Genomic DNA, 22,505 nt, shown 5'->3' with positions numbered 1-22,505 from the left:
TCATCGGGTCGCCGCACCTCGCAACAGGGCCGCGCTCATGCGTGGGGCTATCTGCTCACTTAGCCAATCAGCGGATAAAGTCATGAACACCCTCACCCTCCTGATCCCCCTCGCGGGGAGGAGGGGCCCTCACGGTCCGTCGCCGTACAGAAAGGTGCGCTCCGATGACCGAGCATCATCTCCCGTCCCAGCTCGAGGTCAGCCCCGAGGCTCCCGATCGCAACCTCGCCCTGGAACTCGTCCGGGTCACCGAGGCGGGTGCCATGGCCTCCGGACGCTGGGTGGGCCGCGGCGACAAGAACGGCGCCGACGGCGCCGCCGTCAAGGCCATGCGCTCCCTCGTGCACACCGTCTCGATGAACGGCGTCGTCGTCATCGGAGAGGGGGAGAAGGACGAGGCGCCGATGCTCTTCAACGGTGAGCGCGTGGGCGACGGCACCGGCCCGGAGTGCGACGTGGCCGTGGACCCCGTGGACGGCACCACGCTCACCGCGAAGGGCATGGCCAACGCCGTCTCCGTGCTCGCGGTCGCCGATCGCGGCACCATGTTCGACCCGTCGGCCGTCTTCTACATGGACAAGCTGGTCACCGGCCCCGACGCCGCCGAGTTCGTCGACATCACCGCGCCCCCCGGCGTGAACATCCGCCGGATCGCCAAGGCGAAGAAGTCCAGCCCCGAGGACGTCACCGTGGTGGTCCTGGACCGCCCCCGCCACGAGGGCATCGTCAAGGAGATCCGGGAGGCGGGCGCCCGGATCAAGTTCATCTCCGACGGCGACGTGGCCGGGGCGATCATGGCCGCGCGCGAGAGCACCGGGGTGGATCTGTTGCTGGGCGTCGGCGGTACGCCGGAGGGCATCATCGCGGCCTGCGCGATCAAGTGCCTCGGCGGCACCATCCAGGCCAAGCTCTGGCCGAAGGACGACGAGGAGCGCCAGCGCGCCCTCGACGCGGGCCATGACCTCGACCAGGTTCTGGAGACGGACGACCTGGTCAGCGGCGACAATGTGTTCTTCGTCGCGACCGGCATCACCGACGGGGATCTGCTGCGCGGGGTGCGGTACCGCGCGGAGACCGCCACCACCCAGTCGCTGGTCATGCGGTCCAAGTCCGGGACGATCCGGCAGATCGACTCCACCCACCGGCTGGCCAAGCTGCGCGCCTACGCCTCGGTCGACTTCGAACGGCCCAGCTGAGCGAGGCGACGGCGGCGTTCAGGACGACGGGGGGTCAGCCGACCGCGGCGTTCAGCCGACACCGCATGGCAGACCCCGCAGAACAGACCCCGCATGAGATGCCCCGCATGACAGACGCCGCATGACGAGGGCCGGGTCCCGCCTCCCGGCGGTGCCCGGCCCAGGTCCCGAAGAGTTCAGCCGGCGGCGGCGACCCGCACCGCGCGCTGTAGCTCGGCCTCCCGGCGCCGGCGGCGGGCCAGCACGACCCGGCGCTCGGCCGCGGTCAGCCCGCCCCACACTCCGTACGGCTCGGGTTGCAGCAGTGCGTGCTCCCGGCACTCGACCATGACCGGGCAGCGCGCGCAGACGCGCTTGGCGGCCTCCTCCCGCGACAGCCTGGCAGCCGTGGGCTCCTTGGAGGGAGCGAAGAACAGCCCGGCCTCATCGCGTCGGCACACCGCCTCCGAGTGCCAGGGGCCGGCCTGATCCCGCGCGGGGACGCGCTGCGGGGGCACGGCGGCTTCCAGCAGGGGCTGATGCGGTTGCAGCACGGTCTACTCCTGACGACGGCTCCGGTGGTCACCCTTGCCCGCCTCGAGGTGTACGGCCCCGTTAGCACCCCCATCAGCCGTACGAGAGACGATGCACCAAGCCTTACCCGCTGTGCGCGCGCTTATGCACACCGTTGTCCCACCCGGAACTTCCCCGTGCACACCCCTTCTTCAGGGCTTATGCTCGCAGGTTCTTCAGCCGCTTACCCCGCTTGGGCTTGGCCTCCACACCGCCGAAGACGGCGAACCCGGTGACGTGGATCACCGGTGCGTCGGGGTCCTGCGCCTCGTACGTCGTGACGTCGAAACCGCCGAGGATGCCCGCGCCCGAACCGCGCAGCGAGACGTTTTCCGGGACCTTGATCTCCACCCCGCCGAAGGCGGCCACGACATGGATGACGATCTCCTGCTGCTCGAAGACCGCCTCGGTCAGATCGATCTCGACGCCACCGAAGATCGCCAGGGCGTTCGTACGGCGCCTGACCCGCCAGCGGCCCTTGCGCGTCGAACCGCCGAACACCGCCACCAGGTTCTCCGACTCGGGGAGGGAACGCGGCCACCCCGACTCCGCGTCGCGCGCGGAAGCGGAGGCGGAGGCGGCGCCGCGGGTGGGTGCGGCGGGCAGATCGCGCACCAGGGGCTCCAGCTCGCCGAGGGTCTTGGCGCGATAGACCGCGTCGATCCGCTCGGCGTGCTCCTCCGGCTGGAGCCGCCCCTCGGCAAGCGCCTCCCGCAGGATGTCCGCGATCCGGTCGCGGTCCGCGTCGGACGCGCGGAGCTCCGCGACGGCCGCGGGCGCGGGCGCGGCAGAAGCGGGCGCCGGGGCCGACGCGGCCTCGGGCGCGGGTGCGGGGGCGGATTTGGTCAGGGGCACGGGCTGCTGCTCATCCACGGGCTCAGCGTACCCAGTCGCGATAGATCGCGACTAGGGGTAGAGGCGACTCGACGGACGGAGTCCGGCGCGGCTGCCCGAAGCCCGTGAGGCCCCCCGGGGCCGAACATCGCGAGGGCAGCGATCCAAGACGGGGCTAGATCGCGACTAGGGGACGATCCCTGATCCTTCCCCTACTACTGAGCCTTACCTCACAGGCCCCGTCCCGCTGCCCCGTTCTACGCTTATGGACGCGCTGTCGACGAAGTCAGCCGAAGCCCCGTCGAGTGAGGAATGGCCGCGATGCCAGAGTTTGCCTATTCGGACCTGCTGCCCCTGGGAGAGGACACCACGCCGTACCGTCTGGTGACCTCCGACGGCGTGAGCACCTTCGAGGCCGATGGGCGCACCTTCCTGAAGGTCGAGCCGGAGGCGCTGCGCAAGCTCGCGGCCGAGGCGATGCACGACATCTCGCACTATCTGCGCCCCGCCCACCTCGCCCAGCTGCGCCGCATCCTCGACGACCCCGACGCCAGCGCCAACGACCGCTTCGTCGCGCTGGACCTGCTGAAGAACGCCAACATCGCGGCGGCCGGGGTGCTCCCGATGTGCCAGGACACCGGCACGGCGATCGTCATGGGCAAGCGCGGGCAGAACGTGCTGACACAAGGGGGCGACGAGGAGGCCCTCTCGCGCGGTGTCTACGACGCGTACACCAAGCTCAACCTGCGGTACTCCCAGATGGCCCCGCTGACCATGTGGGAGGAGAAGAACACCGGCTCCAACCTGCCCGCGCAGATCGAGCTGTACGCGACCGACGGCGGCGCCTACAAGTTCCTCTTCATGGCCAAGGGCGGCGGCTCGGCCAACAAGTCCTTCCTCTACCAGGAGACGAAGGCGGTGCTGAACGAGGCATCGATGATGAAGTTCCTGGAGCAGAAGATCCGCTCGCTGGGCACGGCCGCCTGCCCGCCGTACCACCTGGCGATCGTGGTCGGCGGCACCAGCGCCGAGTACGCGCTGAAGACCGCGAAGTACGCCTCCGCGCACTACCTGGACGAGCTGCCCGCCTCAGGCTCGCCGACCGGGCACGGCTTCCGCGACAAGGAGCTGGAGGAGAAGGTCTTCGAGCTGACGCAGAAGATCGGGATCGGCGCACAGTTCGGCGGCAAGTACTTCTGCCATGACGTGCGGGTCGTACGGCTGCCTCGGCACGGGGCCTCCTGCCCGGTCGCGATCGCGGTCTCGTGCTCCGCCGACCGCCAGGCGCTCGCCAAGATCACGCCGGAGGGCGTCTTCCTGGAGCAGCTGGAGACCGACCCGGCGCGCTTCCTGCCGGAGACGACGGACGAGGAGCTGGTCAAGGGCGCGGGCCCGGACCTGGACGCGGTCGCCGTCGACCTCGACCGGCCGATGGACGAGGTGCTGGCCGAGCTGACCAAGCACCCGGTCAAGACCCGGCTCTCGCTGACCGGCACGCTGGTGGTCGCCCGGGACATCGCCCACGCGAAGATCAAGGAGCGGCTGGACGCGGGCGAGGAGATGCCGGAGTACCTGAAGAACCACCCGGTCTACTACGCGGGCCCGGCCAAGACCCCCGAGGGCTATGCCTCCGGCTCCTTCGGGCCGACGACGGCGGGCCGGATGGACGCGTACGTCGAGCAGTTCCAGGCGGCGGGCGGCTCGAAGGTCATGCTGGCCAAGGGCAACCGCTCCAAGCAGGTCACCGACGCATGTGCCGCGCACGGCGGCTTCTACCTGGGTTCGATCGGCGGCCCGGCGGCGCGGCTGGCCCAGGACTGCATCAAGAAGGTCGAGGTCCTCGAGTACGAGGAGCTGGGCATGGAGGCGGTCTGGAGGATCGAGGTCGAGGACTTCCCGGCGTTCATCGTGGTGGACGACAAGGGGAACGACTTCTTCCAGGACCCGGCGCCCCAGCCGACGTTCACGAGTATTCCGGTGCGGGGGCCGGGGCGGGAGTAGCGCCTGCGGGGCGGCGGGGGATGCGCCCCCGCCCTTAGTGGATGCGCCCCCGCCGCCCTTACCCGTCCCATCCCCAGGGGCTCCATCCCCTGGACCCCCGTCCAGGGGTGGACGGAGGGGCGCGCCCGGTCAGCCCCTCAGCGCCGCCTCGAAGGCGCCCGGGCGCTGGGTGACGCCGCTGCACCGGGTGTTGGGGACGGCGTTCGCGGTCGGCTCGGGGGCCGCGGCACCGGCCGTGGGGGCGGCCGGGGTGGCGGACCGGCTCATCTCCGGGGTGCACGGCTGGTCCCGTTCGGCGGACCACATCGACAGCCGTCCGATCCCCTTCTCCGCGGCGAACCGCGCCAGACCGGACGCGTCCTCCAGCGTGAAGGTCTCGCCGGTGACGTCGTTGACCCCGATCATCGGCGTCACGGCGAGGATCTTCCAGGCCGCGGCGTCGGACATGCCGAACACCTCGCGGATCCGGGCCTGGGCGGCGGTGGCCGCCTGGACGGCGTAGTCGCCCATGTCGCCGGTGTGGTCGCCGCTGTAGTTCATCGCCATGATGTTGACGCCCGAGAGGATGACCTCCTCCTGTTTGGCGGCCTCCAACTGGGCGACGCCCTGCGGGGTCAGCCCGTCCGGCATGGCGGGCAGGGTGAAGGAGATGTTCAGGCCCTCGTGGGTGCGCTGGATCAGCGCGAGCGCCTGGGCGCGGCGGGCGGCCGCCTCGGCGTCGGCGAGCGCCTCGCCCTCGAGGTCGAAGTCGATCCTGTTGGCCTGATAACGCTCGATCACCTCGGCATAGGCGGAGGCGAGTTCGGGGACGTCGGTGCAGACGGTGGCGAGCTCGGTGCCCTCGGCGCCGCCGAAGGAGATCCGTACGTCGCCACCGGCCCGGCGGACGCCCTCGATCCGGGCCTCCAGGCCCTGGTCCTCCAGCGAGGCGCCGCCGTCCCACACCGGGGCGCAGCCGTCGCCCGCGACGACGAAGCCCAGCGAGAACTCCTTGACCCCGCGCGACGCCGCGGCGGCCATGTCGTACCCCGGGTCCGACCAGGCGTTGACGTACGGCACGAACTCGGCGGGCTGACGCGCCGCGGGGGGCTGTGACGCCGGGGGCTGTGAGGGCGCGGCGTGTGGCTCGGGCGACTGCTTCTGGTGTCCCGCCCATACGGCGATGGTGGCGCAGACCACCGCGCCGGCCACGGCGATTCCGCTCATGCGGGGGCTGGCCCTCATGGCTCTGGCTCCTCCTTGTGGTCCGGTACGAGGCGCCGGGGGCCCGTGCCGCCCGTGCCGTCCTCCCGTCAAAACTCGCATATTCGGTGAAGCCTACTGAACTATGACACACCGCATGTTTGACTTATATATCGTATGTCGTATTTTCTGCATTAGCCTCTTCCGTATGGATCCTCAGTCAGATGTGGCCGAGCGCGCGCCTTCGCGTCCCCTCCGCGCTGACGTGGCCCGGAAGGGGCCCGTGTTCGTGGACCTGTCCGGGCGCCGTGGCCGACTGGTACGACATGTGGGCGTCGTCGCGGGAGCCGCCTGCCTCGGCTATTCGGCGGTCCTGGGGTTGGGCTACGCGGGCGGTACGCCGTTCGCGCCGCAGACGCTGATCCCCGGACATCCCCTCTCCACCGAGGCGTTGGGCCGGGGGCCGAACCACACCCCCGAGGGGCGTTCGGGCCCCTCCGAGCCGGACGAGCGGCGTGACGCGCACGCGTACGGCTACGAGGACGGGTACGGGGGCGAGTACGGGGACGACGCGCACGGGCCGACCGACCGTCAGCACCGGCGCGAGCGGCACGCCTCGGGCCGTCCGGAGCACCGGGACGCCCGGGAGCCCGTCGCCCTGCCCCCCATCACCACCCGGCCACGGCCCGCGCCGCCACGGCCCGACCCGCCCAAGGCCCCCCGCTCGGCGCCGCGGCACTCCCCCGCGCACCACCGCCCCGGCGGCCGCGAGTCCGCCGCGGGGCACCGGCCCGGCAAGCACCACAAGGCCGGCCACACGCCGTCACATCCGGCCGGCCATCAGCCCGGCAAGCGGCCCGCGGATGCCTCGCACACGCCGTCGAAGCAGCACCCCGCCGGCGCCGAGCCGCCCGCCAAGGGCTCCGGCCAGCCCCAGGCCCCCGGCCACACCACGCGGCCCGGTCACGCCGCGTCCCCCCAGAAGCCCCAGCCGCGGAAGCCCCCGCGGGCCGACACGCCCAAGCCCCCCAAGGGGCCCGCCGGAGGCGACACCCCGGACGATGGGCCGGGCGCCCCCGAGGCCGAGGACGAGGCGTCGTGAGCGGCGGCAGACCGCCGAGGCTGCCGCGGCCGCGCCGCCGGCTCCCCGCACCCCGTCAGGACGGCGCGCCCCGTACGGTGTTCCGGCTGACCGGCCCCGGCCGCCGCGCCGCGCGCCGCACGGGCGGGCCGAGGGCCAGGGGCAGACTCAGGCTCACCGGCAAGCTCACGCTCATCAGCAGGCTCAAGCTCACGGGCAAGCTCAGGAGCCGACTCCGCACCCTCACACCGCGCAAGCTCCGCACCCGTACCCGGATGGTGCTCGCCCTCGCGACCCTGCTCGCGCTGGTGTGCACCCTGCTGCTGGACGGCTATCTGCACGCCGAGGTCGGCAACGACGCCCGGGTGTACCGCTCACACGCCTCGCGCACCGTCCCCGACCGGCTGCGCAAGGGCGGCCCGGTGATCACCTTCGACCGCCGGGGAAAGGCCACCGAGCACGCCATCCCGGCCAAGACCATCGCGCTGACCTTCGACGACGGCCCGGACCCGCGCTGGACCCCGGAGATCCTCGACGTGCTGCGCCGCCACAAGGTGCGGGGGACCTTCTTCGTACTGGGCCAGATGGTGATCCGCCATCCGGAGCTGGTCCGCCGGATGCGGGCCGCGGGCCATGAGGTCGGGGTGCACACCTTCTCCCATGTCGACCTGTCGTACCAGGACAAGGGGCGCATGGACCGCGAACTGGCCCAGTCCCAGCTGGCCCTGGCCGGTGCGGCGTCCATCACCAGCTCGCTGTTCCGCGCGCCGTACGCCTCCAAGGTCCGGGCGCTGGACGACCGCACCTGGCCGGTGCAGCAGCACATCGGCTCCAAGGGCTACATCAGCGCCTTCGTGGACACCGACAGCGAGGACTGGCAGCGGCCCCCGGTGAAGGAGATCGTCCAGAACGCCACCCCGGAGGGCGGGAAGGGCGCGTCGGTGCTCTTCCACGACGCGGGCGGCAACCGCGCGCGGACAGTGAAGGCCCTGTCGCTGTACATCGAACGGATGAAGAAGAAGGGCTACTCCTTCACCACCGTCACCGGCGCGCTCGGCGCCCACAGCGCCAACCACCCGGCCCGCACCCTGCCGGTCTGGGAGGGCCGGGCGCTGATCTGGGCGGCCGCGCTCAGCCACAGCGCGCTGCCGTTCCTGATGGGGCTGCTGGGGCTGGTGGGCTTCTCGGTGATCGGGCGGCTGCTGCTGATGGTGGTGCTCGCCTGGTGGCACCGGCGCTCCCGGGAGCGGCGGCGCTGGAGCCGGGTACAGGAGGTCACCGATCCGGTGAGCGTGATCGTGCCCGCGTACAACGAGAAGGAGTGCATCGCCAACACCCTGAAGTCGCTGTCCGCCTCCACCCACCCCATCGAGATCCTGGTCGTGGACGACGGCTCCACCGACGGCACCGCCGATATCGCCGAGGCCATGGGGCTGCCCAACGTACGGGTGCTGCGGCAGGCCAACGCGGGCAAGCCCGCGGCCCTCAACCGGGGCATCGCCCATGCCCGCCACGAGCTGATCGTGATGATGGACGGCGACACCGTCTTCGAGCCCACCACCATCCGCGAGCTGGTGCGCCCGTTCGCCGACTCGCGGGTGGGCGCGGTGGCGGGCAACGCCAAGGTCGGCAACCGGGGGAGACTGATCGGCGCCTGGCAGCACATCGAGTATGTGATGGGCTTCAACCTCGATCGGCGGATGTACGACCTGCTGCGCTGCATGCCCACCATCCCCGGCGCGATCGGCGCCTTCCGCCGCCTGGCGCTGCTGGAGGCCGGGGGCATGAGCGCGGACACCCTGGCCGAGGACACCGACATCACCATCGCCCTGCACCGGGCCGGCTGGCGGGTGGTCTACCAGGAGCACGCCCGCGCCTGGACCGAGGCGCCCAGCTCCCTCGGCCAGCTGTGGAAGCAGCGCTACCGCTGGTCCTACGGCACCATGCAGGCGCTGTGGAAGCACCGCCGCTCGCTGATCGACCGGGGGCCCTCGGGGCGGTTCGGGCGGGTGGGGATGCCGCTGGTGGTGCTCTTCCAGATCCTCACCCCGCTGTGCGCGCCGCTGATCGACCTCTTCACCCTCTACGGGGTGATCTTCCTGGATCCGGTGCGCTCGCTGCTGGCGTGGGCGGCCCTGCTGCTGGTGCAGCTGCTGGGGGCGGCGTACGCGTTCCGGCTGGACCGGGAGAACTCCCGGGCACTGGCCGTACTGCCGTTGCAGCAGATCGCCTACCGCCAGTTGATGTATCTGGTGCTGCTGCACTCCTGCGTCACCGCGGCCACCGGCGCCCTGCTGCCGTGGCAGAAGCTCAAGCGCACCGGCGAGGTGGACACCCCGCGGGCGCCCGAGGCCGTACGGTGACCGGGCTCACCCGTTCGGCTCAGCGGGCGCGGGAACACCGCGTGGCGTGAAGGCGCTGTGCTGGACGGAGGTGTCCCCATGACCGACGAGAGCCACCGCGACGACGGCCCCCGGGAGGGCTACCGCATCGAGCACGACTCGATGGGCGAGGTCAGGGTGCCCGCACACGCCAAGTGGCGGGCCCAGACCCAGCGGGCGGTGGAGAACTTCCCCGTCAGCGGGCAGCACTTGGAGCGGGCGCACATCCAGGCGCTGGCGCGGATCAAGGGCGCGGCCGCCCTGGTCAACGCCGAGCTTGGCGTGGTGGACAAGGACGTCGCGGGGGCGATCTCGGAGGCGGCGGCCGAGGTCGCCGAGGGCCGCTGGGACGACCACTTCCCGGTGGACGTCTTCCAGACCGGCTCGGGCACCTCGTCCAACATGAACACCAACGAGGTGCTGGCCACCCTGGCGAGCGAGCGCCTGGGCCGCCCGGTGCACCCCAATGACCACGTCAACGCCAGCCAGTCCTCCAACGACGTCTTCCCCTCCTCCATCCACATCGCGGCCACCGCGGCCGTCACCGGCGATCTGATCCCGGCCCTGGCCCATCTGGCGGAGGCGCTGGAGCGCAAGGCCGCCGAGTTCGCCGCGGTGGTGAAGGCGGGGCGGACCCATCTGATGGACGCCACTCCGGTGACCCTCGGACAGGAGTTCGGCGGCTACGCGGCCCAGGTGCGGTACGGGATCGAGCGGCTGCGCACCTCGCTCCCCCGGCTGGCCGAGCTGCCGCTGGGCGGTACGGCGGTGGGCACCGGGATCAACACCCCGCCCGGGTTCGCGGCCGCCGTCATCGCCGAGCTGACCCGCACCACCGGGCTGCCGCTGACCGAGGCCCGGGACCACTTCGAGGCGCAGGGCGCGCGGGACGGGCTGGTCGAGACGTCCGGGCAGCTACGGACCATCGCGGTCGGCCTCACCAAGATCGCCAACGATCTGCGCTGGATGGCCTCGGGCCCCCGCACCGGGCTCGCCGAGATCGCGCTGCCCGATCTCCAGCCCGGCTCGTCGATCATGCCGGGGAAGGTCAACCCGGTGATCCCCGAGGCCACGCTGATGGTCGCGGCGCAGGTCACCGGCAATGACACCACCGTCGCCACGGCCGGGGCCGCCGGGAACTTCGAGCTCAATGTGATGCTCCCGGTGATCGCCAAGAATCTGCTGGAGTCGATCAGGCTGCTGACCAATGTCTCCCGGCTGCTCGCGGACCGCACGATCGACGGGATCAGCGCCAACGCCGAGCGGGCCCGGGAGTACGCGGAGTCCTCGCCGTCCGTCGTGACCCCGCTCAATCGCTACCTCGGCTACGAGGAGGCGGCGAAGGTGGCCAAGCGGTCGCTGGCGGAGCGCAAGACGATCCGCGAGGTGGTGCTGGAGTCCGGCTATGTGGAGCGCGGACTGCTGACCCTGGACCAGCTCGACGAGGCCCTTGACGTCCTGCGCATGACACATCCTTAGCCGGGCGTTGGTCCCCGGTTGCGTCGTAGGTCACGGCACCGCGGCCCGTACGCACCTAAGATCTGCTCATGACAGCGGACATCGTGGAGACGACGGGGACGGCGGACACCGCCCGGTGGGCACCGGGTGACCACATTCTGTGGCGCTATCGGGCCAACGCCTCCGACCTCATCCACATCTGCCGTCCCGTGACCGTCGTCGAGGACACCGCCGAACTGCTGGCCGTCTGGCTCGCCCCCGGCACCGTCTGCGTCAAACCGCAGCTCACCGACGGCACCTCGGTGCACCACGAGCCGCTGTCCACCCGGTACACCAAGCCGCGGACCACCGCGCTGTCCCAGTGGTTCGGCACCGGTGTGCTGAAGCTGGCCCGGCCCGGCGAACCGTGGTCGGTGTGGCTGTTCTGGGACCATGGCTGGCGGTTCCGGAACTGGTACGTGAACCTGGAGGAGCCACTGGTCCGCTGGGACCGCGGAGTGGACTCCGAGGACCACTTCCTGGACATCGCGGTCTACGCCGACCGCAGCTGGGAATGGAAGGACGAGGACGAGTTCGCGCAGGCGCAGCGGGCCGGGCTGATGGGTCCCGAGCAGGCGGAGCGGGTCCGGGCCGCGGGGCGGGCGGCCACGGCGGCCATCGAGTCCTGGGGAGCGCCCTTCCGGGACGGGTGGGAGAGCTGGCGGCCCGACCCCGCGTGGTCCGTGCCCGCGCTTCCGGCGGACTGGGGCCGTACGGACAAGAAGCACACCTCGGCACACTCGAGGTCATGAACCTCTTGTCGTGTCCCAGTGTTTCAAACGTAGGATCGTCGTCCGGAACACTGCCCATGCGGGACACCAGACGCCGGCGCAAGTCACGGGCGATGCGCAAGATCTGACGTAATGTCACAGGAGGGGGCGGAGTGGTGAGCGGTGAGGACGAGCACGGGGACGGTTACGAGGGCTACGAGGACTTCGACCGCCTGGCACTGGACCGCAGCGGTCAGGCGGAGGCCTTCGACCACATCGGCGACCGCTACGACGACGCCTTTCCGCACAAGGAGGGCCAGCTCGACGCCGGCCGCTGGCTGGCCGAAACGCTTCCGCCCGGCTCCCGGGTGCTCGACGTCGGCTGCGGTACGGGCCTGCCCACGGCCCGTCAGCTGGTCGACGCGGGGCACGAGGTGGTCGGGATCGACATCTCCCCGGGGATGCTCAAGCTGGCCCGGGACAATGTGCCGGAGGCCACCTTCCACCATGTGGACATCGTCGATCTGCGGGTGGGCGGCCGGTACGGCCCCGGAGGCCCCCGGGAGCTCGGCCCGTTCGACGGCATCGCGGCCTACTTCACGCTGCTGCTGCTGCCCCGCCCGGAGATCCCGTACGCACTGCGGGCCCTGTACGCCTGTTTGAGACCCGGAGGGCTGCTGGGGCTCGGCATGGTGGAGGCGGACATCGACGACTTCCCCATTCCGTTCCTCGGCAACTCGGTCCGGGTATCCGGTTATCTGCGGGACGAGCTGCGCCAGGCCGTCCGCGATGCGGGCTTCGAGATCACCGGGGAGGACTCGCACGCGTACGCCCCGGCCAGCACGGACGTACCACCCGAGATCCAGCTCTATCTGAACTGCCGACGACGTGCCTGACACTCGGTGCGCCCACGAGACGCGGGCGTACGGCCCCGGACGGATGGAAACCCACGCGTGACGGAGCACCCCACCTCCCACAACAGGCGGCAGGCGGCCACCTCTGCCGCCGCCCCGGGCGCGGCCGCGCCCGACGACGCGCACGGCGCGGTCCCGGACCCGCGGACCGCCGTGCGGCAGACGGCTGCCCCCGGCCAGGAGCCGGGCGACGGCCGCCCGCGTCCGGCCTACCGCCCGGACGGCCCGGCCGGCCCGGCGGCCCACGACGGACCCCCGGGTCCCGCCGGGGAGCCCGCGCCCCGCACCAGAGGGCGCGGCGCCGCGCCCGAGCGCGGCGAGGGCGCCGACCGGACGGGGTCCGCGCGCCGTGGCCGCGGCGGGAGCGGCGCGGCCGGGGCGGACGGGGCCGGGAAGCGAGGGAGCGCCGCCGCGGCGCGCGGTGGCGGAGGCAGGGAGCGCCGGAACACGGCGGAGAGCGAGCACCCGGCGCAGCCGGAGCACGGCACACCGGAGGGCGAGCCTGTGTGGGACGCGGATCGCAATGCCGCAAGAGGCGCGTCGCGCCGGCCGGGAGCGAACGGCGGCACCGGCCCCGATGAGCAGCCCCCGGCCGCCCAGGGCGACGGGCGCGGCCGGGAGGCGGCGTGCCGGGGCACCGGCGCGGGCGAGCATCCGGAGCGCCCGGCCGAGGCTTCCGCGACGGCCGGGGCCGGTGAAGCACATACGGCGACCGGATCCGGCGAGGCCCATGCGGCGGCCGGGGCCGGCGAAGCACACACAGCACCCGGATCCAACGACGCCCGCGGAGCCGCCGGATCCGGCGACGCCCACACCGCGGCCGCCACGGCGGGTGAGGTCGGCTACAGCGCGCCGGAGGGCGGCGTGCCCACCGTTCCGCCCGCGGGCGGCTCCGCGGCCGCCGAGGCGGCCACCGCGCGGGACCGGGGCGGCGACCGGCTGCGGTTCGTGGGGGCCGCCACCCGCCGGATCGCCCGGGGCATCGACCTGGACGAGATCGTGCTGGGCCTGTGCCGGGCCACCGTGCCCACCTTCGCCGACGCGATCCTCGTCTATCTGCGCGATCCGCTGCCGGTCGGCGACGAGCGCCCGGTCGGCCCGGTGGTGCTGCGGCTGCGCCGCACCGACCGGATCCCGCTGGACCCGGACACCGACAGCGGCCGGCTGTCGCTGCTGCCCTCCCAGCCTGATCTGTCGCCCGCCGTGGGCGGCGGGCCGGCCGCCGAGCTGTGCGAGGTGGAGGCGGGCGGCCCGCTGGCCGAGGTGCTGCGCGGGGTGCGGCCGGTCTTCGGCGACTCGCAGGCCGCCCGTGCCGCGCTGCCGGAACTGCTGGGCGAGGGCCCCTCGGTGGCGACCGGTCAGCGCACCGTGCTGGCGCCGCTGCGCGGCCGCCGCCGGGTGATCGGCGCGGCCGTCTTCGTACGCCGCCCGGACCGGCCGCCGTTCGAACCCGACGATCTGCTGGTGGCCGCCCAGTTGGCCACCCACACCGCGCTCGGCGTCGACAAGGCGGTGCTGTACGGGCGCGAGGTGTACATCGCGGACGAGCTCCAGCGCACCATGCTGCCCGACTCGCTGCCCCAGCCCACCGGCGTCCGGCTGGCCAGCCGCTATCTGCCCGCGGCCGAGACCGCGCGGGTCGGCGGCGACTGGTACGACGCGATCCCGCTGCCGGGCAACCGGGTGGCGCTGGTGGTCGGCGACGTCATGGGCCACTCCATGACCTCGGCCGCGATCATGGGCCAGCTGCGCACCACCGCGCAGACCCTCGCCGGGCTCGACCTGCCGCCCCAGGAGGTGCTGCACCACCTCGACGAGCAGGCCCAGCGGCTGGGCACCGACCGCATGGCCACCTGCCTGTACGCGGTCTACGACCCGGTCGCGCACCGCATCGTGGTGGCCAACGCGGGCCATCCGCCGCCGCTCCTGCTGCACCGGGGCGGCCGCGCCGAGGTGCTGCGGGTGCCGCCGGGGGCGCCGATCGGGGTCGGCGGCGTCGACTTCGAGGCGGTCGAGCTGGACGCGCCCGCCGGGGCCACCCTGATGCTCTACACCGACGGCCTGGTCGAGTCGCGGATGCGCGATGTGTGGACCGGGATCGAGCAGCTGCGGGAGCGGCTGACCGCGACCGCCCGGCTCACCGGCCCCAACCCGCCGCCGCTGGAGCCGCTGTGCGACGAGGTGCTGGACATGCTCGGGCCCGGCGACCGCGACGACGACGTGGCGCTGCTCGCGGCCCGGTTCGAGGGCATCGCGCCCAGCGATGTCGCGTACTGGTTCCTGGACCCCAAGGCGCAGACCGCCGGGCAGGCGCGCCGGCTGGCCCGCCGGGCGCTGGCCCGCTGGGACCTGGACGATCTGACGGACGCGGTGGAGTTGCTGGTCAGCGAGGTGGTGACCAACGCGGTGCGCTACGCGGAGCGGCCCATCACGCTGCGGCTGCTGCGCACGGACGTCCTGCGCTGCGAGGTCGGCGACGATGTGCCGCAGCTGCCCCGGCTGCGCCAGGCCCGGCCGTCCGACGAGGGCGGGCGCGGGCTGTATCTGGTGAACCGGATGGCGCGGCGCTGGGGCGCGACCCGGCTGTCCACGGGCAAGGTCGTCTGGTTCGAGCTCGCGATGCCGTCCTGAGGCCCGCCCCCGTTCGTGACGGGTCCTGCGCGGTACGGTCGCCGTTTGGTCGCCGTACGGTTCAGGACCCGGTGCGCAGGTACGCCACGACCATGTCGCCGACCATCCGGCGGTAGTGGGCGCGGCGCCCCGGGTCCAGGGGGTCGCGGCCGAAGAGGGTGCCGAAGGTGTGCTGGTTGGCCACCGGGAAGACGGCGAATGAGCTGATCATCATGTGGACGTCGACGGCGTCGGCGTCGTCCCGGAACACGCCCTGCTCCCGGCCGCGGGCCAGGATCCCGGAGATCAGGTCGATCACCGGGGTGCCGGCCTTGGCCAGCGTCTCGGACTTGGCCAGGTGCTCGGCCCGGTGGATGTTCTCGATGGACACCAGCCGGATGAAGTCGGCATGTTCGGTGTGGTGGTCGAAGGTCAGCTCGGCCAGGTGCCGGATGGCCCCGGCGGGGTCGAGACCGGTGACGTCCACGGCCTGTTCGGCCTCGCGGATACCGGTGTAGGCGCGCTCCAGAACCTTGATGTAGAGCTGCTCCTTGCCGCCGAAGTAGTAGTAGATCATCCGCTTGGTGGTGCGGGTGAGGGCGGCTATCTCGTCGACGCGGGCCCCGGCGTAGCCGCGTTCGGCGAATTCGCGGGTGGCGACGTCCAGGATCTCGGCCTGGGTGCGGACGGCGTCGCGGAGGCGGCTGTTCTTCGGCGGCTGATCGCTCATGCTGGGGCCACTCTACGTCCAGGGGGTTCACAAGAGGGCGGTCCTGGGCCTTTACTGTCCACGCTACTAACGAACCAGTTCGTACATTAACCCGGAAGGCGGGAGGTCACCGGTATGCGGGGCAGTGCACGGCAGTCACGAGGCCCGGCGGAGGGCCGGGAGGGGCCGGAGTCCTGTCTGGTGGGGCTGGTCGGATCCGGAGTGGGCCCCTCGCTCTCCCCCGCCCTCCACCAGCGCGAGGCCGACCGCCACGGGCTGCGGTATCTCTACCGCCTGATCGACATCGATCCGCTGGGGCTCGGCCCGGACGGGGTCGGCGAGCTGGTGCGGGCCGCCGCCCGGCTGGGCTTCGACGGGCTCAACATCACCCATCCCTGCAAGCAGACGGTGATCGAACACCTCGACGGGCTGTCGGAGGACGCCGCGCTGCTCGGCGCGGTCAATACGGTGGTCTTCGGCGAGGACGGCCGGGCCATCGGCCACAACACCGACTGGTCCGGCTTCGCCCGCTCCTTCGCCCGCGGTCTGCCCGACGCGCCCACCGGCGAGATCGTGCTGCTCGGCGCGGGCGGGGCGGGCGCCGCCGTCGCCCACGCCCTGCTGACCGTCGGCGCCGACCGGCTGACGCTGGCCGACACCGACCCGGCGCGGGCCGCCGGGCTCGCCGGGACGCTGGCGACACGGTTCGGCGCGGCCCGGGTCCGTACCGTCGCGCCCGGCGGGCTCCCGGCGGCCGTCGGCGGCGCCGACGGGCTGGTGCACGCCACCCCCACCGGGATGGCCGCCCACCCCGGGCTGCCGCTGCCCGTGGAGCTGCTGCGGGCCGGGCTGTGGGTCGCCGAGGTGGTCTACCGCCCGCTGGAGACCCCGCTGCTGGCCGCCGCCCGTGCGGCCGGCTGCCGCACCCTGGACGGGGGCGGCATGGCCGTCTTCCAGGCCGCCGACGCCTTCCGCCTCTTCACCGGCCGCGAACCCGACGCGACACGGATGCTCGCCGACCTCTCCGACCTGCTCGAGCTCCCCGCCGGAGGCTGATCATGCGCAAGTCCATCGCCACCGTGTGCCTCAGCGGCACCCTCGAGGAGAAGCTCACCGCCATCGCCGCCGCCGGTTTCGACGGGGTCGAGATCTTCGAGAACGACCTGCTGGCCAGCCCGCTGTCACCGGAGCGGATCCGGGACCGGGCCGCCGAACTCGGCCTCACCATCGACCTCTTCCAGCCCTTCCGTGATGTCGAGGCCGTCCCCGAGGAGCTCCTGGCCCGCACGCTGCGCCGGGCCGAGAAGAAGTTCGCGGTCATGGAGCGGCTCGGGGCGGATCTGATGCTGGTGTGCTCCAGCGTCTCCCCCGCCGCCCTCGACGACGACGCCCTCGCCGCCGGGCAACTGCGCCTCCTGGCCGAGCGGGCCGCCGCCCACGGCATCCGCATCGCCTACGAGGCGCTGGCCTGGGGACGGCATGTGAACACCTACGACCACGCCTGGCGGATCGTCCGGCAGGCCGACCACCCCGCGCTCGGCACCTGCCTGGACAGCTTCCACATCCTCTCGCGCGGCTCGGACCCCAAGGGCATCGAGGAGATCCCCGGCGAGAAGATCTTCTTCCTTCAGCTCGCCGACGCCCCGCTGATGGCCATGGACGTCCTCCAGTGGAGCCGCCACTACCGCTGCTTCCCCGGCCAGGGCGGCCTCGACGTGGCCGGGCTGCTGGAGCACGTGCTGCGGACCGGCTACGAAGGGCCGCTGTCCCTGGAGGTCTTCAACGACGTCTTCCGGCAGGGCGACACCGCCCGCACCGCCGTGGACGCGCTGCGCTCGCTGATCGCCCTGGAGGAGGCCGCGGGCCGCACCGATCTGCCCGCGCCCGTCGTCCCCACCGGCTTCGCCTTCGCCGAACTGGCCTCCACCGGCCCCGAGCTGCCCGCGCTGCTGACCGGGCTGGGCTTCGCCCGCACCGGCCGCCACCACTCCAAGCCCGTGGAGCTCTGGGAGCAGGGCGACGCCCGGATCGTCCTCAACTCCGGCCTCGACGCCACCACCGGGCACCCCGAACCGGCGCTCGCCGCCATCGGCCTGGAGACCCCCGACCCGGCCGCCTCCGCGGGCCGGGCGCGGGCCCTGCTCGCCCCCGTACTGCCGCGCCACCGGGCCGTGGCGGACGCCCCGCTGGACGCGGTCGCCGCGCCCGACTCCACCGAGCTCTTCTTCTGCCGCACCGAACACCCCGACCACCCCAGCTGGACCGGCGACTTCACCCCGCGCGCCGCCTCCGCCTCCCCCGCCGGGATCACCCATATCGACCATGTGGCGCTCACCCAGCCCCGGCACCACTTCGACGAGGCCTCGCTGTTCTACCGCGCCGTCCTGGGACTGCGGCCGCACGAGTCCCTGGAACTGGCCGATCCGTACGGGCTGCTGCGCAGCCGGGCCGTCTCGGGCGCCGACGGCTCGGTACGGCTCGCGCTCAACGTCGCCCAGATCCGCCCGGGTTCGGGCCCGTCCGGCTCGCTGTGGCAGCACATCGCGCTGCACAGCCGGGACATCGTCGCCACCGCGCGCCGGCTGAGGGAACGCGGCGCGCCCCTGCTGCCCATCCCCGACAACTACTACGACGACCTCGAAGCGCGCCATGAGCTCGACCCCGGGCTCCATCGCACCCTGCGGGAACTCGGTCTGCTCTACGACCGGGACGACAGCGGCACCTTCCTGCACCTCTACACGGCCACCGTCGGCCGGGTCTTCTTCGAGATCGTCCAGCGGATCGACGGCTACCAGGGCTATGGCGCGGCCAACGCGCCCGTACGCCTGGCCGCCCAGCACGCCCGCACCCGCTGAACCCCCAATCCCCCGTCCGGAAACGGCCTCGCCGTCCCCCGAGGAGCCGCCATGTCGTCAGCGTCGTCGACACCGTCCGCCCAGCGCCCGTCCCCCACCGCCGCCCCGCCCGACTGCCTCGATCTGCCCGATCCACCACCGCTGCGCACGATGGTCGGGCCGGGGGTCGTCGCCGTCGGGATCGGCATGGCGGCGGGCGAGATCATCCTCTGGCCGTATCTGACCTCGGTCGGCGGGCTCGGGCTGCTGTGGCTCGCGGTGGTGACCCTGGCCATCCAGACGGTGATCAACCTGGAGATCGAGCGCTACACCCTGGCCACCGGGCAGACCGTGGTCGCCGGTTTCTCCCGCTGGTCCAGGGCGTGGGGCATCCTGATCTGCCTGGCCGGGGCGTTCCAGTACGTGTGGCCGGGCTGGGCCACCTCCGGATCGACCGTGCTCACCTATCTGACCGGCGGCGGCGATGTCGTCTGGATCACCGTGGGCTCGCTGGTGGGCTTCGGGGTGGTGCTGACCGTCTCACCGGTGGTCTACCGCACGATCGAGAAGGTCGAACTGGTCAAGGTCATCCTGACGCTGTTCTTCCTCGCCGTCGTCGCGGTCGCCGTCATCGGCTGGCACACCTGGACCACGGCGGGCGAGAAGACCGTCACCGGCGCCGGCCGGATCCCGGACGGCATCACCTTCACCATGATCCTCAGCGCGCTGGGCGCCGCCGGGGCGGGCGGGGTGCACAACCTGGTGCTCAGCAACTGGATCCGGGACAAGGGCTACGGCATGGGCGCCCATGTCCCCAAGCTGGTCTCTCCCATCACCGGCCAGTCGGAGGCATCGGGCGCCGACCGCTACGCCTTTCCGCAGGACGAGGCCAATCTGGCCCGCTGGCGGGTGTGGTGGCGGCGGGCCAACACCGAGCACATCGTGTCGTTCTTCGTGATCTGCCTGGTGACGATCGGGCTGATGAGCATGCTCGCGTACGAAACCCTCTTCGGACGCGACGATGTGGAGAACAGCCCGGAGTTCCTGCGGCTCCAGGGCGATCTGCTGGGGCAGCAGGTGGGCGACTGGCTCAAGATCCTGTTCTTCGCGGTGGCGACGGTCTCGCTCTGGGCCGCCTCGATCGGTCTGCTCGACATCATCGGACGGGTGGTCAGCGACTTCACCAAGCGCAACTACCTGCGCGATTCGGCCTTCTGGACCGAGGGACGGCTGTACTTCGCGGTGGTGTGGGCCGAGGTCGCCATCGGCTCGGCGATCCTGCTGTCCGGGGTGAACCAGCCGATCGTGCTGCTGACCATCTCCACCTGCACCGCCTCCATCGTCACCCTCGTCTACACGGCGCTGCTGATCCGGCTCAACCGCCGCGATCTGCCGGCCGCCGTACGGCTGCGGGGGCCGCGGCTGGGCATGATGCTGCTGGCCATCGGCTTCTACGGCTTCTTCGCCCTCGCGATGCTGAAGAGCCAGCTCGAGGAGAACTTCTGACCCGAACGCAGGTCCCCGCGGTGCGGTGCGGGCGCGCCCCTCGGCACGCCCGCACCGGCCGTCACTCCTGGTCTCTGCGGAGGATGCCGCCGCCGTCGGCGTCACCCGAGGCCGAGCTCGACGGGTCGGGCGGGCTCGGGGAGTCTCCGCCGTCCGAGGGGGACGCCGACGACGAGGCGCTCGACGACGCGCTGGACGACGGGCTGGACGACGGGGACGAGGAGGGCGACTCGCTGTTCGACGGCGACGAGGACGGGCTGGACGACGGCGACTCCGAGGTGTCGCTCGAACTCGGCGACGGGGGCGGCTTGACCGCGGCCCCCATGTCGGTGTCCAGGTCGAACTTCGAGGCCTTCTGACCGCTCAGCGCGGACTGGGTGTACGCGGCCCAGATCCTGGCCGGGAAGTCACCGCCGTTGACGCGGCCGCCGCCCGCGGTGCCCTTGAGCGAGACCTGCTTCTTCTCGCCCTCGCCGAACATCCCGACGGAGGTCACCAGGTCGGGGGTGTAGCCGGAGAACCAGGCCGACTTGTTGTCGTCCGAGGTGCCGGTCTTGCCCGCGACCGCCTGGCCCTGCTGCCGCACCGCCTGGCCGGTGCCGTCGTCGACCACCCCGGTGAGGACGGAGGTGACGGAGTCGGCGGCGCCGCGGCTGATCGCCTGGCCGTTGGTGGGATCGGGCAACTGGGGCCGCTCATCGCCCTTCTCGGCGGACTTCACGATCGCCGGGGTGACCTTCTTGCCGTGGTTGTCGAGGGTCGCGTAGACCCCGGCCATGTCGCGCGGGCTGGCGCCCATCACGCCCAGGGACATCGCGGGGCGCACGTCGAAGCCGCCCGCGTCCTTGTTCATGCCGAGGTCGATGGCGGTGTTCTTCACCTTGTCCAGGCCCACGTCCACCGCCATCTGCGCGAAGACGGAGTTGACGGAGTTGTTCATCGCCTTCTGGACGGAGATGGGGCCGTAGGACTTGTTGTCCTCGTTCGGCGGGGCGAAGCCGGTGATCGAGCCCTTGACCGGCCGCTTGCTGGTGCCGTCGTAGATGGTGCTCGCCGTGATCGGGGTGCTGTCCTGCGTGGTGGAGCCGTTCTCCAGCCCCGCGGCCAGGATCAGCGGTTTGAAGGTGGAGGCGGGCTGGTAGTCCTCGCGGGTGGCGTTGTTGTAGTAGTGCTCGGTGTAGCCCGTGCCTCCGTACATCGCCACCACACCGCCGGACTCCGGATCCACCGAAACCGCGCCGACCTGGGCGTACTTGTCGACCTTGCGCTTCTTGGGGTCAAGCTTGTCCGTCAGCTCGGTGCGGACCGCCTTCTCCAGCGCCTTCTGCTTCTTCTTGTCGATGTTGAGGGTGATCGTCCAGCCGCCGGCCTCGATCTCGTTCTCCGAGACCCCGGCCTTGATCAGCTCCTTGTTGGCGGCGTCGATGAGATAGCCCGCCTGGCCGTCGCGTCCGGGGATGGGCCGCGGCGGGACCGGGACGTCGAACTTCATGCCCTCGCGCTCGCTCTTGGACAGCCAGTCCTTCTCGACCATGTTGTTGAGGACGTAGTTCCAGCGCGCCTTCACCTGCCGCTTGCCGTTGGGGCCCGCCGCCGACCAGTCGTACTGGCTGGGCGCCTGGAGCACCGACGCGAGATAGGCGCCCTGCTCGACGTTGAGGTCCTCGACGTCCTTGTTGTAGTACGCGCGGGCGGCCGCCTGGATGCCGTAGGCGCCGCGGCCGTAGTAGCTGGTGTTGATGTAGCCCGCGAGGATGTAGTCCTTGGACTTCTGCTGGTCGACCTTGAGCGAGATCACCAGCTCCTTGAGCTTGCGGCTGACGGTCTGTTCCTGGCTCAGGTAGTAGTTCTTGACGTACTGCTGGGTGATGGTGGACCCACCCTGTTTGCCCCGGCCCAGCGCGGTGTTGATGAGACCGCGGGCGGTGCCGGTGAACGAGACGCCGGAGTCTCCGTAGAAGTCCTTGTTCTCGGCGGCGACGAAGGTGTGCTGCACCTCCTTGGGGATCTTGGACAGCGGTACGGACTCACGGTTGACGTCACCCGTCTTCGCCATGATCGTGCCGTCGCCGTACTTGTAGATGTTGGCCTCGGCCTTGGCCGCGGCGTTGGCGGGCGGAACCTCGACCAACAGATAGAGGACGAAGAACGCCCCGACGAGCAGCACACCGAGCCCCAGGACGTACCCCAGCAGCCACTTCCAGGTGAAGAAGCGGCGTATGCCCCCCGACTTCGCCGCCTTCTTGGCTCTGCGAGCGCTCTTCTGCCGCGCGCGTCGCTCTTCCGCTCTACCCATCGCTCCCGCCGCTCCAGTCCGTAAGCCCCCCAGGCCAGCTCATGAAACTAACACCGCAACAACCCTCAAATGCCCATCGATCTAGCTTTTTCCGAAGGTGACAAAAAGCACCCGCTCCAAGGGAACTGACGGATTACGGGCGCCAAGGGTTGCCACCCCTTCGTAATGTGCTATCACTTTGCTAGACACACCACCGAACGAA

The 22,505-nt window shown here is 71.7% G+C and carries 16 protein-coding genes; 11 read left to right on the top strand and 5 right to left on the bottom strand.

The window, feature by feature from the left end:
- Window positions 1–164 precede the first annotated feature (164 nt).
- Window positions 165–1,196, top strand: a complete 1,032-nt coding sequence (gene glpX, locus ACJX2R_RS32910; protein ID WP_413103089.1) for a class II fructose-bisphosphatase — start codon at window positions 165–167, stop codon at window positions 1,194–1,196.
- 176 nt (window positions 1,197–1,372) lie between these two features.
- Here the strand turns inward: glpX and ACJX2R_RS32905 are convergent, their stop codons facing one another.
- Both ACJX2R_RS32905 and ACJX2R_RS32900 read right to left on the bottom strand, forming a co-directional pair.
- Window positions 1,373–1,729, bottom strand: coding sequence for a WhiB family transcriptional regulator (locus ACJX2R_RS32905; protein ID WP_020868722.1), 357 nt, complete (start codon window positions 1,727–1,729; stop codon window positions 1,373–1,375).
- 178 nt (window positions 1,730–1,907) lie between these two features.
- Complete coding sequence (locus tag ACJX2R_RS32900) at window positions 1,908–2,603, bottom strand: DUF1707 SHOCT-like domain-containing protein (protein ID WP_413105999.1); 696 nt, start codon at window positions 2,601–2,603, stop codon at window positions 1,908–1,910.
- 291 nt (window positions 2,604–2,894) lie between these two features.
- Between ACJX2R_RS32900 and ACJX2R_RS32895 the strand changes: the two genes are divergently transcribed.
- Window positions 2,895–4,583 (top strand): fumarate hydratase, encoded by a 1,689-nt coding sequence (locus ACJX2R_RS32895; protein ID WP_413103088.1) that lies wholly within the window; start codon window positions 2,895–2,897, stop codon window positions 4,581–4,583.
- A gap of 129 nt (window positions 4,584–4,712) precedes the next feature.
- Here ACJX2R_RS32895 and ACJX2R_RS32890 read toward each other — a convergent pair whose 3' ends face one another.
- Entirely contained in the window at window positions 4,713–5,807 is a 1,095-nt protein-coding gene (locus ACJX2R_RS32890) for a chitinase (RefSeq protein WP_413103087.1), read from the bottom strand.
- A 166-nt stretch (window positions 5,808–5,973) separates the two neighbouring features.
- Between ACJX2R_RS32890 and ACJX2R_RS32885 the strand changes: the two genes are divergently transcribed.
- From ACJX2R_RS32885 to ACJX2R_RS32860, 6 genes are all read left to right on the top strand, one after another.
- The gene (locus tag ACJX2R_RS32885; protein WP_413103086.1) at window positions 5,974–6,867 is read left to right on the top strand and encodes a hypothetical protein; all 894 of its coding nucleotides are present in this window, start codon (window positions 5,974–5,976) and stop codon (window positions 6,865–6,867) included.
- A gap of 254 nt (window positions 6,868–7,121) precedes the next feature.
- The gene (locus ACJX2R_RS32880) at window positions 7,122–9,209 is read left to right on the top strand and encodes a bifunctional polysaccharide deacetylase/glycosyltransferase family 2 protein (RefSeq protein WP_413105998.1); all 2,088 of its coding nucleotides are present in this window, start codon (window positions 7,122–7,124) and stop codon (window positions 9,207–9,209) included.
- Window positions 9,210–9,287: 78 nt separating this feature from the next.
- Window positions 9,288–10,706, top strand: a complete 1,419-nt coding sequence (locus ACJX2R_RS32875) for a class II fumarate hydratase (protein ID WP_413103085.1) — start codon at window positions 9,288–9,290, stop codon at window positions 10,704–10,706.
- 68 nt (window positions 10,707–10,774) lie between these two features.
- Window positions 10,775–11,476: a DUF402 domain-containing protein gene (locus tag ACJX2R_RS32870; protein WP_413103084.1), complete on the top strand. Its 702-nt coding sequence runs from the start codon at window positions 10,775–10,777 to the stop codon at window positions 11,474–11,476.
- A 134-nt stretch (window positions 11,477–11,610) separates the two neighbouring features.
- Entirely contained in the window at window positions 11,611–12,330 is a 720-nt protein-coding gene (locus tag ACJX2R_RS32865) for a class I SAM-dependent methyltransferase (protein WP_262703512.1), read from the top strand.
- Window positions 12,331–12,387: 57 nt separating this feature from the next.
- The gene (locus tag ACJX2R_RS32860; RefSeq protein ID WP_413103083.1) at window positions 12,388–14,979 is read left to right on the top strand and encodes a SpoIIE family protein phosphatase; all 2,592 of its coding nucleotides are present in this window, start codon (window positions 12,388–12,390) and stop codon (window positions 14,977–14,979) included.
- Between the two features lie 61 nt (window positions 14,980–15,040).
- Here ACJX2R_RS32860 and ACJX2R_RS32855 read toward each other — a convergent pair whose 3' ends face one another.
- Window positions 15,041–15,688, bottom strand: a complete 648-nt coding sequence (locus ACJX2R_RS32855) for a TetR/AcrR family transcriptional regulator (RefSeq protein WP_044570640.1) — start codon at window positions 15,686–15,688, stop codon at window positions 15,041–15,043.
- Window positions 15,689–15,802: 114 nt separating this feature from the next.
- Between ACJX2R_RS32855 and ACJX2R_RS32850 the strand changes: the two genes are divergently transcribed.
- The 3 genes from ACJX2R_RS32850 to ACJX2R_RS32840 are packed head-to-tail and all read left to right on the top strand — an operon-like array spanning window position 15,803 to window position 20,007.
- Window positions 15,803–16,723, top strand: coding sequence for a shikimate dehydrogenase (locus ACJX2R_RS32850; RefSeq protein ID WP_413103082.1), 921 nt, complete (start codon window positions 15,803–15,805; stop codon window positions 16,721–16,723).
- Between the two features lie 2 nt (window positions 16,724–16,725).
- The gene (locus ACJX2R_RS32845) at window positions 16,726–18,522 is read left to right on the top strand and encodes a bifunctional sugar phosphate isomerase/epimerase/4-hydroxyphenylpyruvate dioxygenase family protein (RefSeq protein WP_413103081.1); all 1,797 of its coding nucleotides are present in this window, start codon (window positions 16,726–16,728) and stop codon (window positions 18,520–18,522) included.
- Between the two features lie 51 nt (window positions 18,523–18,573).
- Entirely contained in the window at window positions 18,574–20,007 is a 1,434-nt protein-coding gene (locus ACJX2R_RS32840; protein WP_413103080.1) for an Nramp family divalent metal transporter, read from the top strand.
- 61 nt (window positions 20,008–20,068) lie between these two features.
- Here the strand turns inward: ACJX2R_RS32840 and ACJX2R_RS32835 are convergent, their stop codons facing one another.
- Window positions 20,069–22,303, bottom strand: coding sequence for a transglycosylase domain-containing protein (locus ACJX2R_RS32835; RefSeq protein WP_413103079.1), 2,235 nt, complete (start codon window positions 22,301–22,303; stop codon window positions 20,069–20,071).
- Window positions 22,304–22,505 lie beyond the last annotated feature (202 nt).

Source organism: Streptomyces sp. Inha503 (assembly GCF_047215865.1).
Classification (GTDB): domain Bacteria; phylum Actinomycetota; class Actinomycetes; order Streptomycetales; family Streptomycetaceae; genus Streptomyces; species Streptomyces lycopersici.
This window is presented reverse-complemented; position numbering and strand designations above follow the sequence as displayed.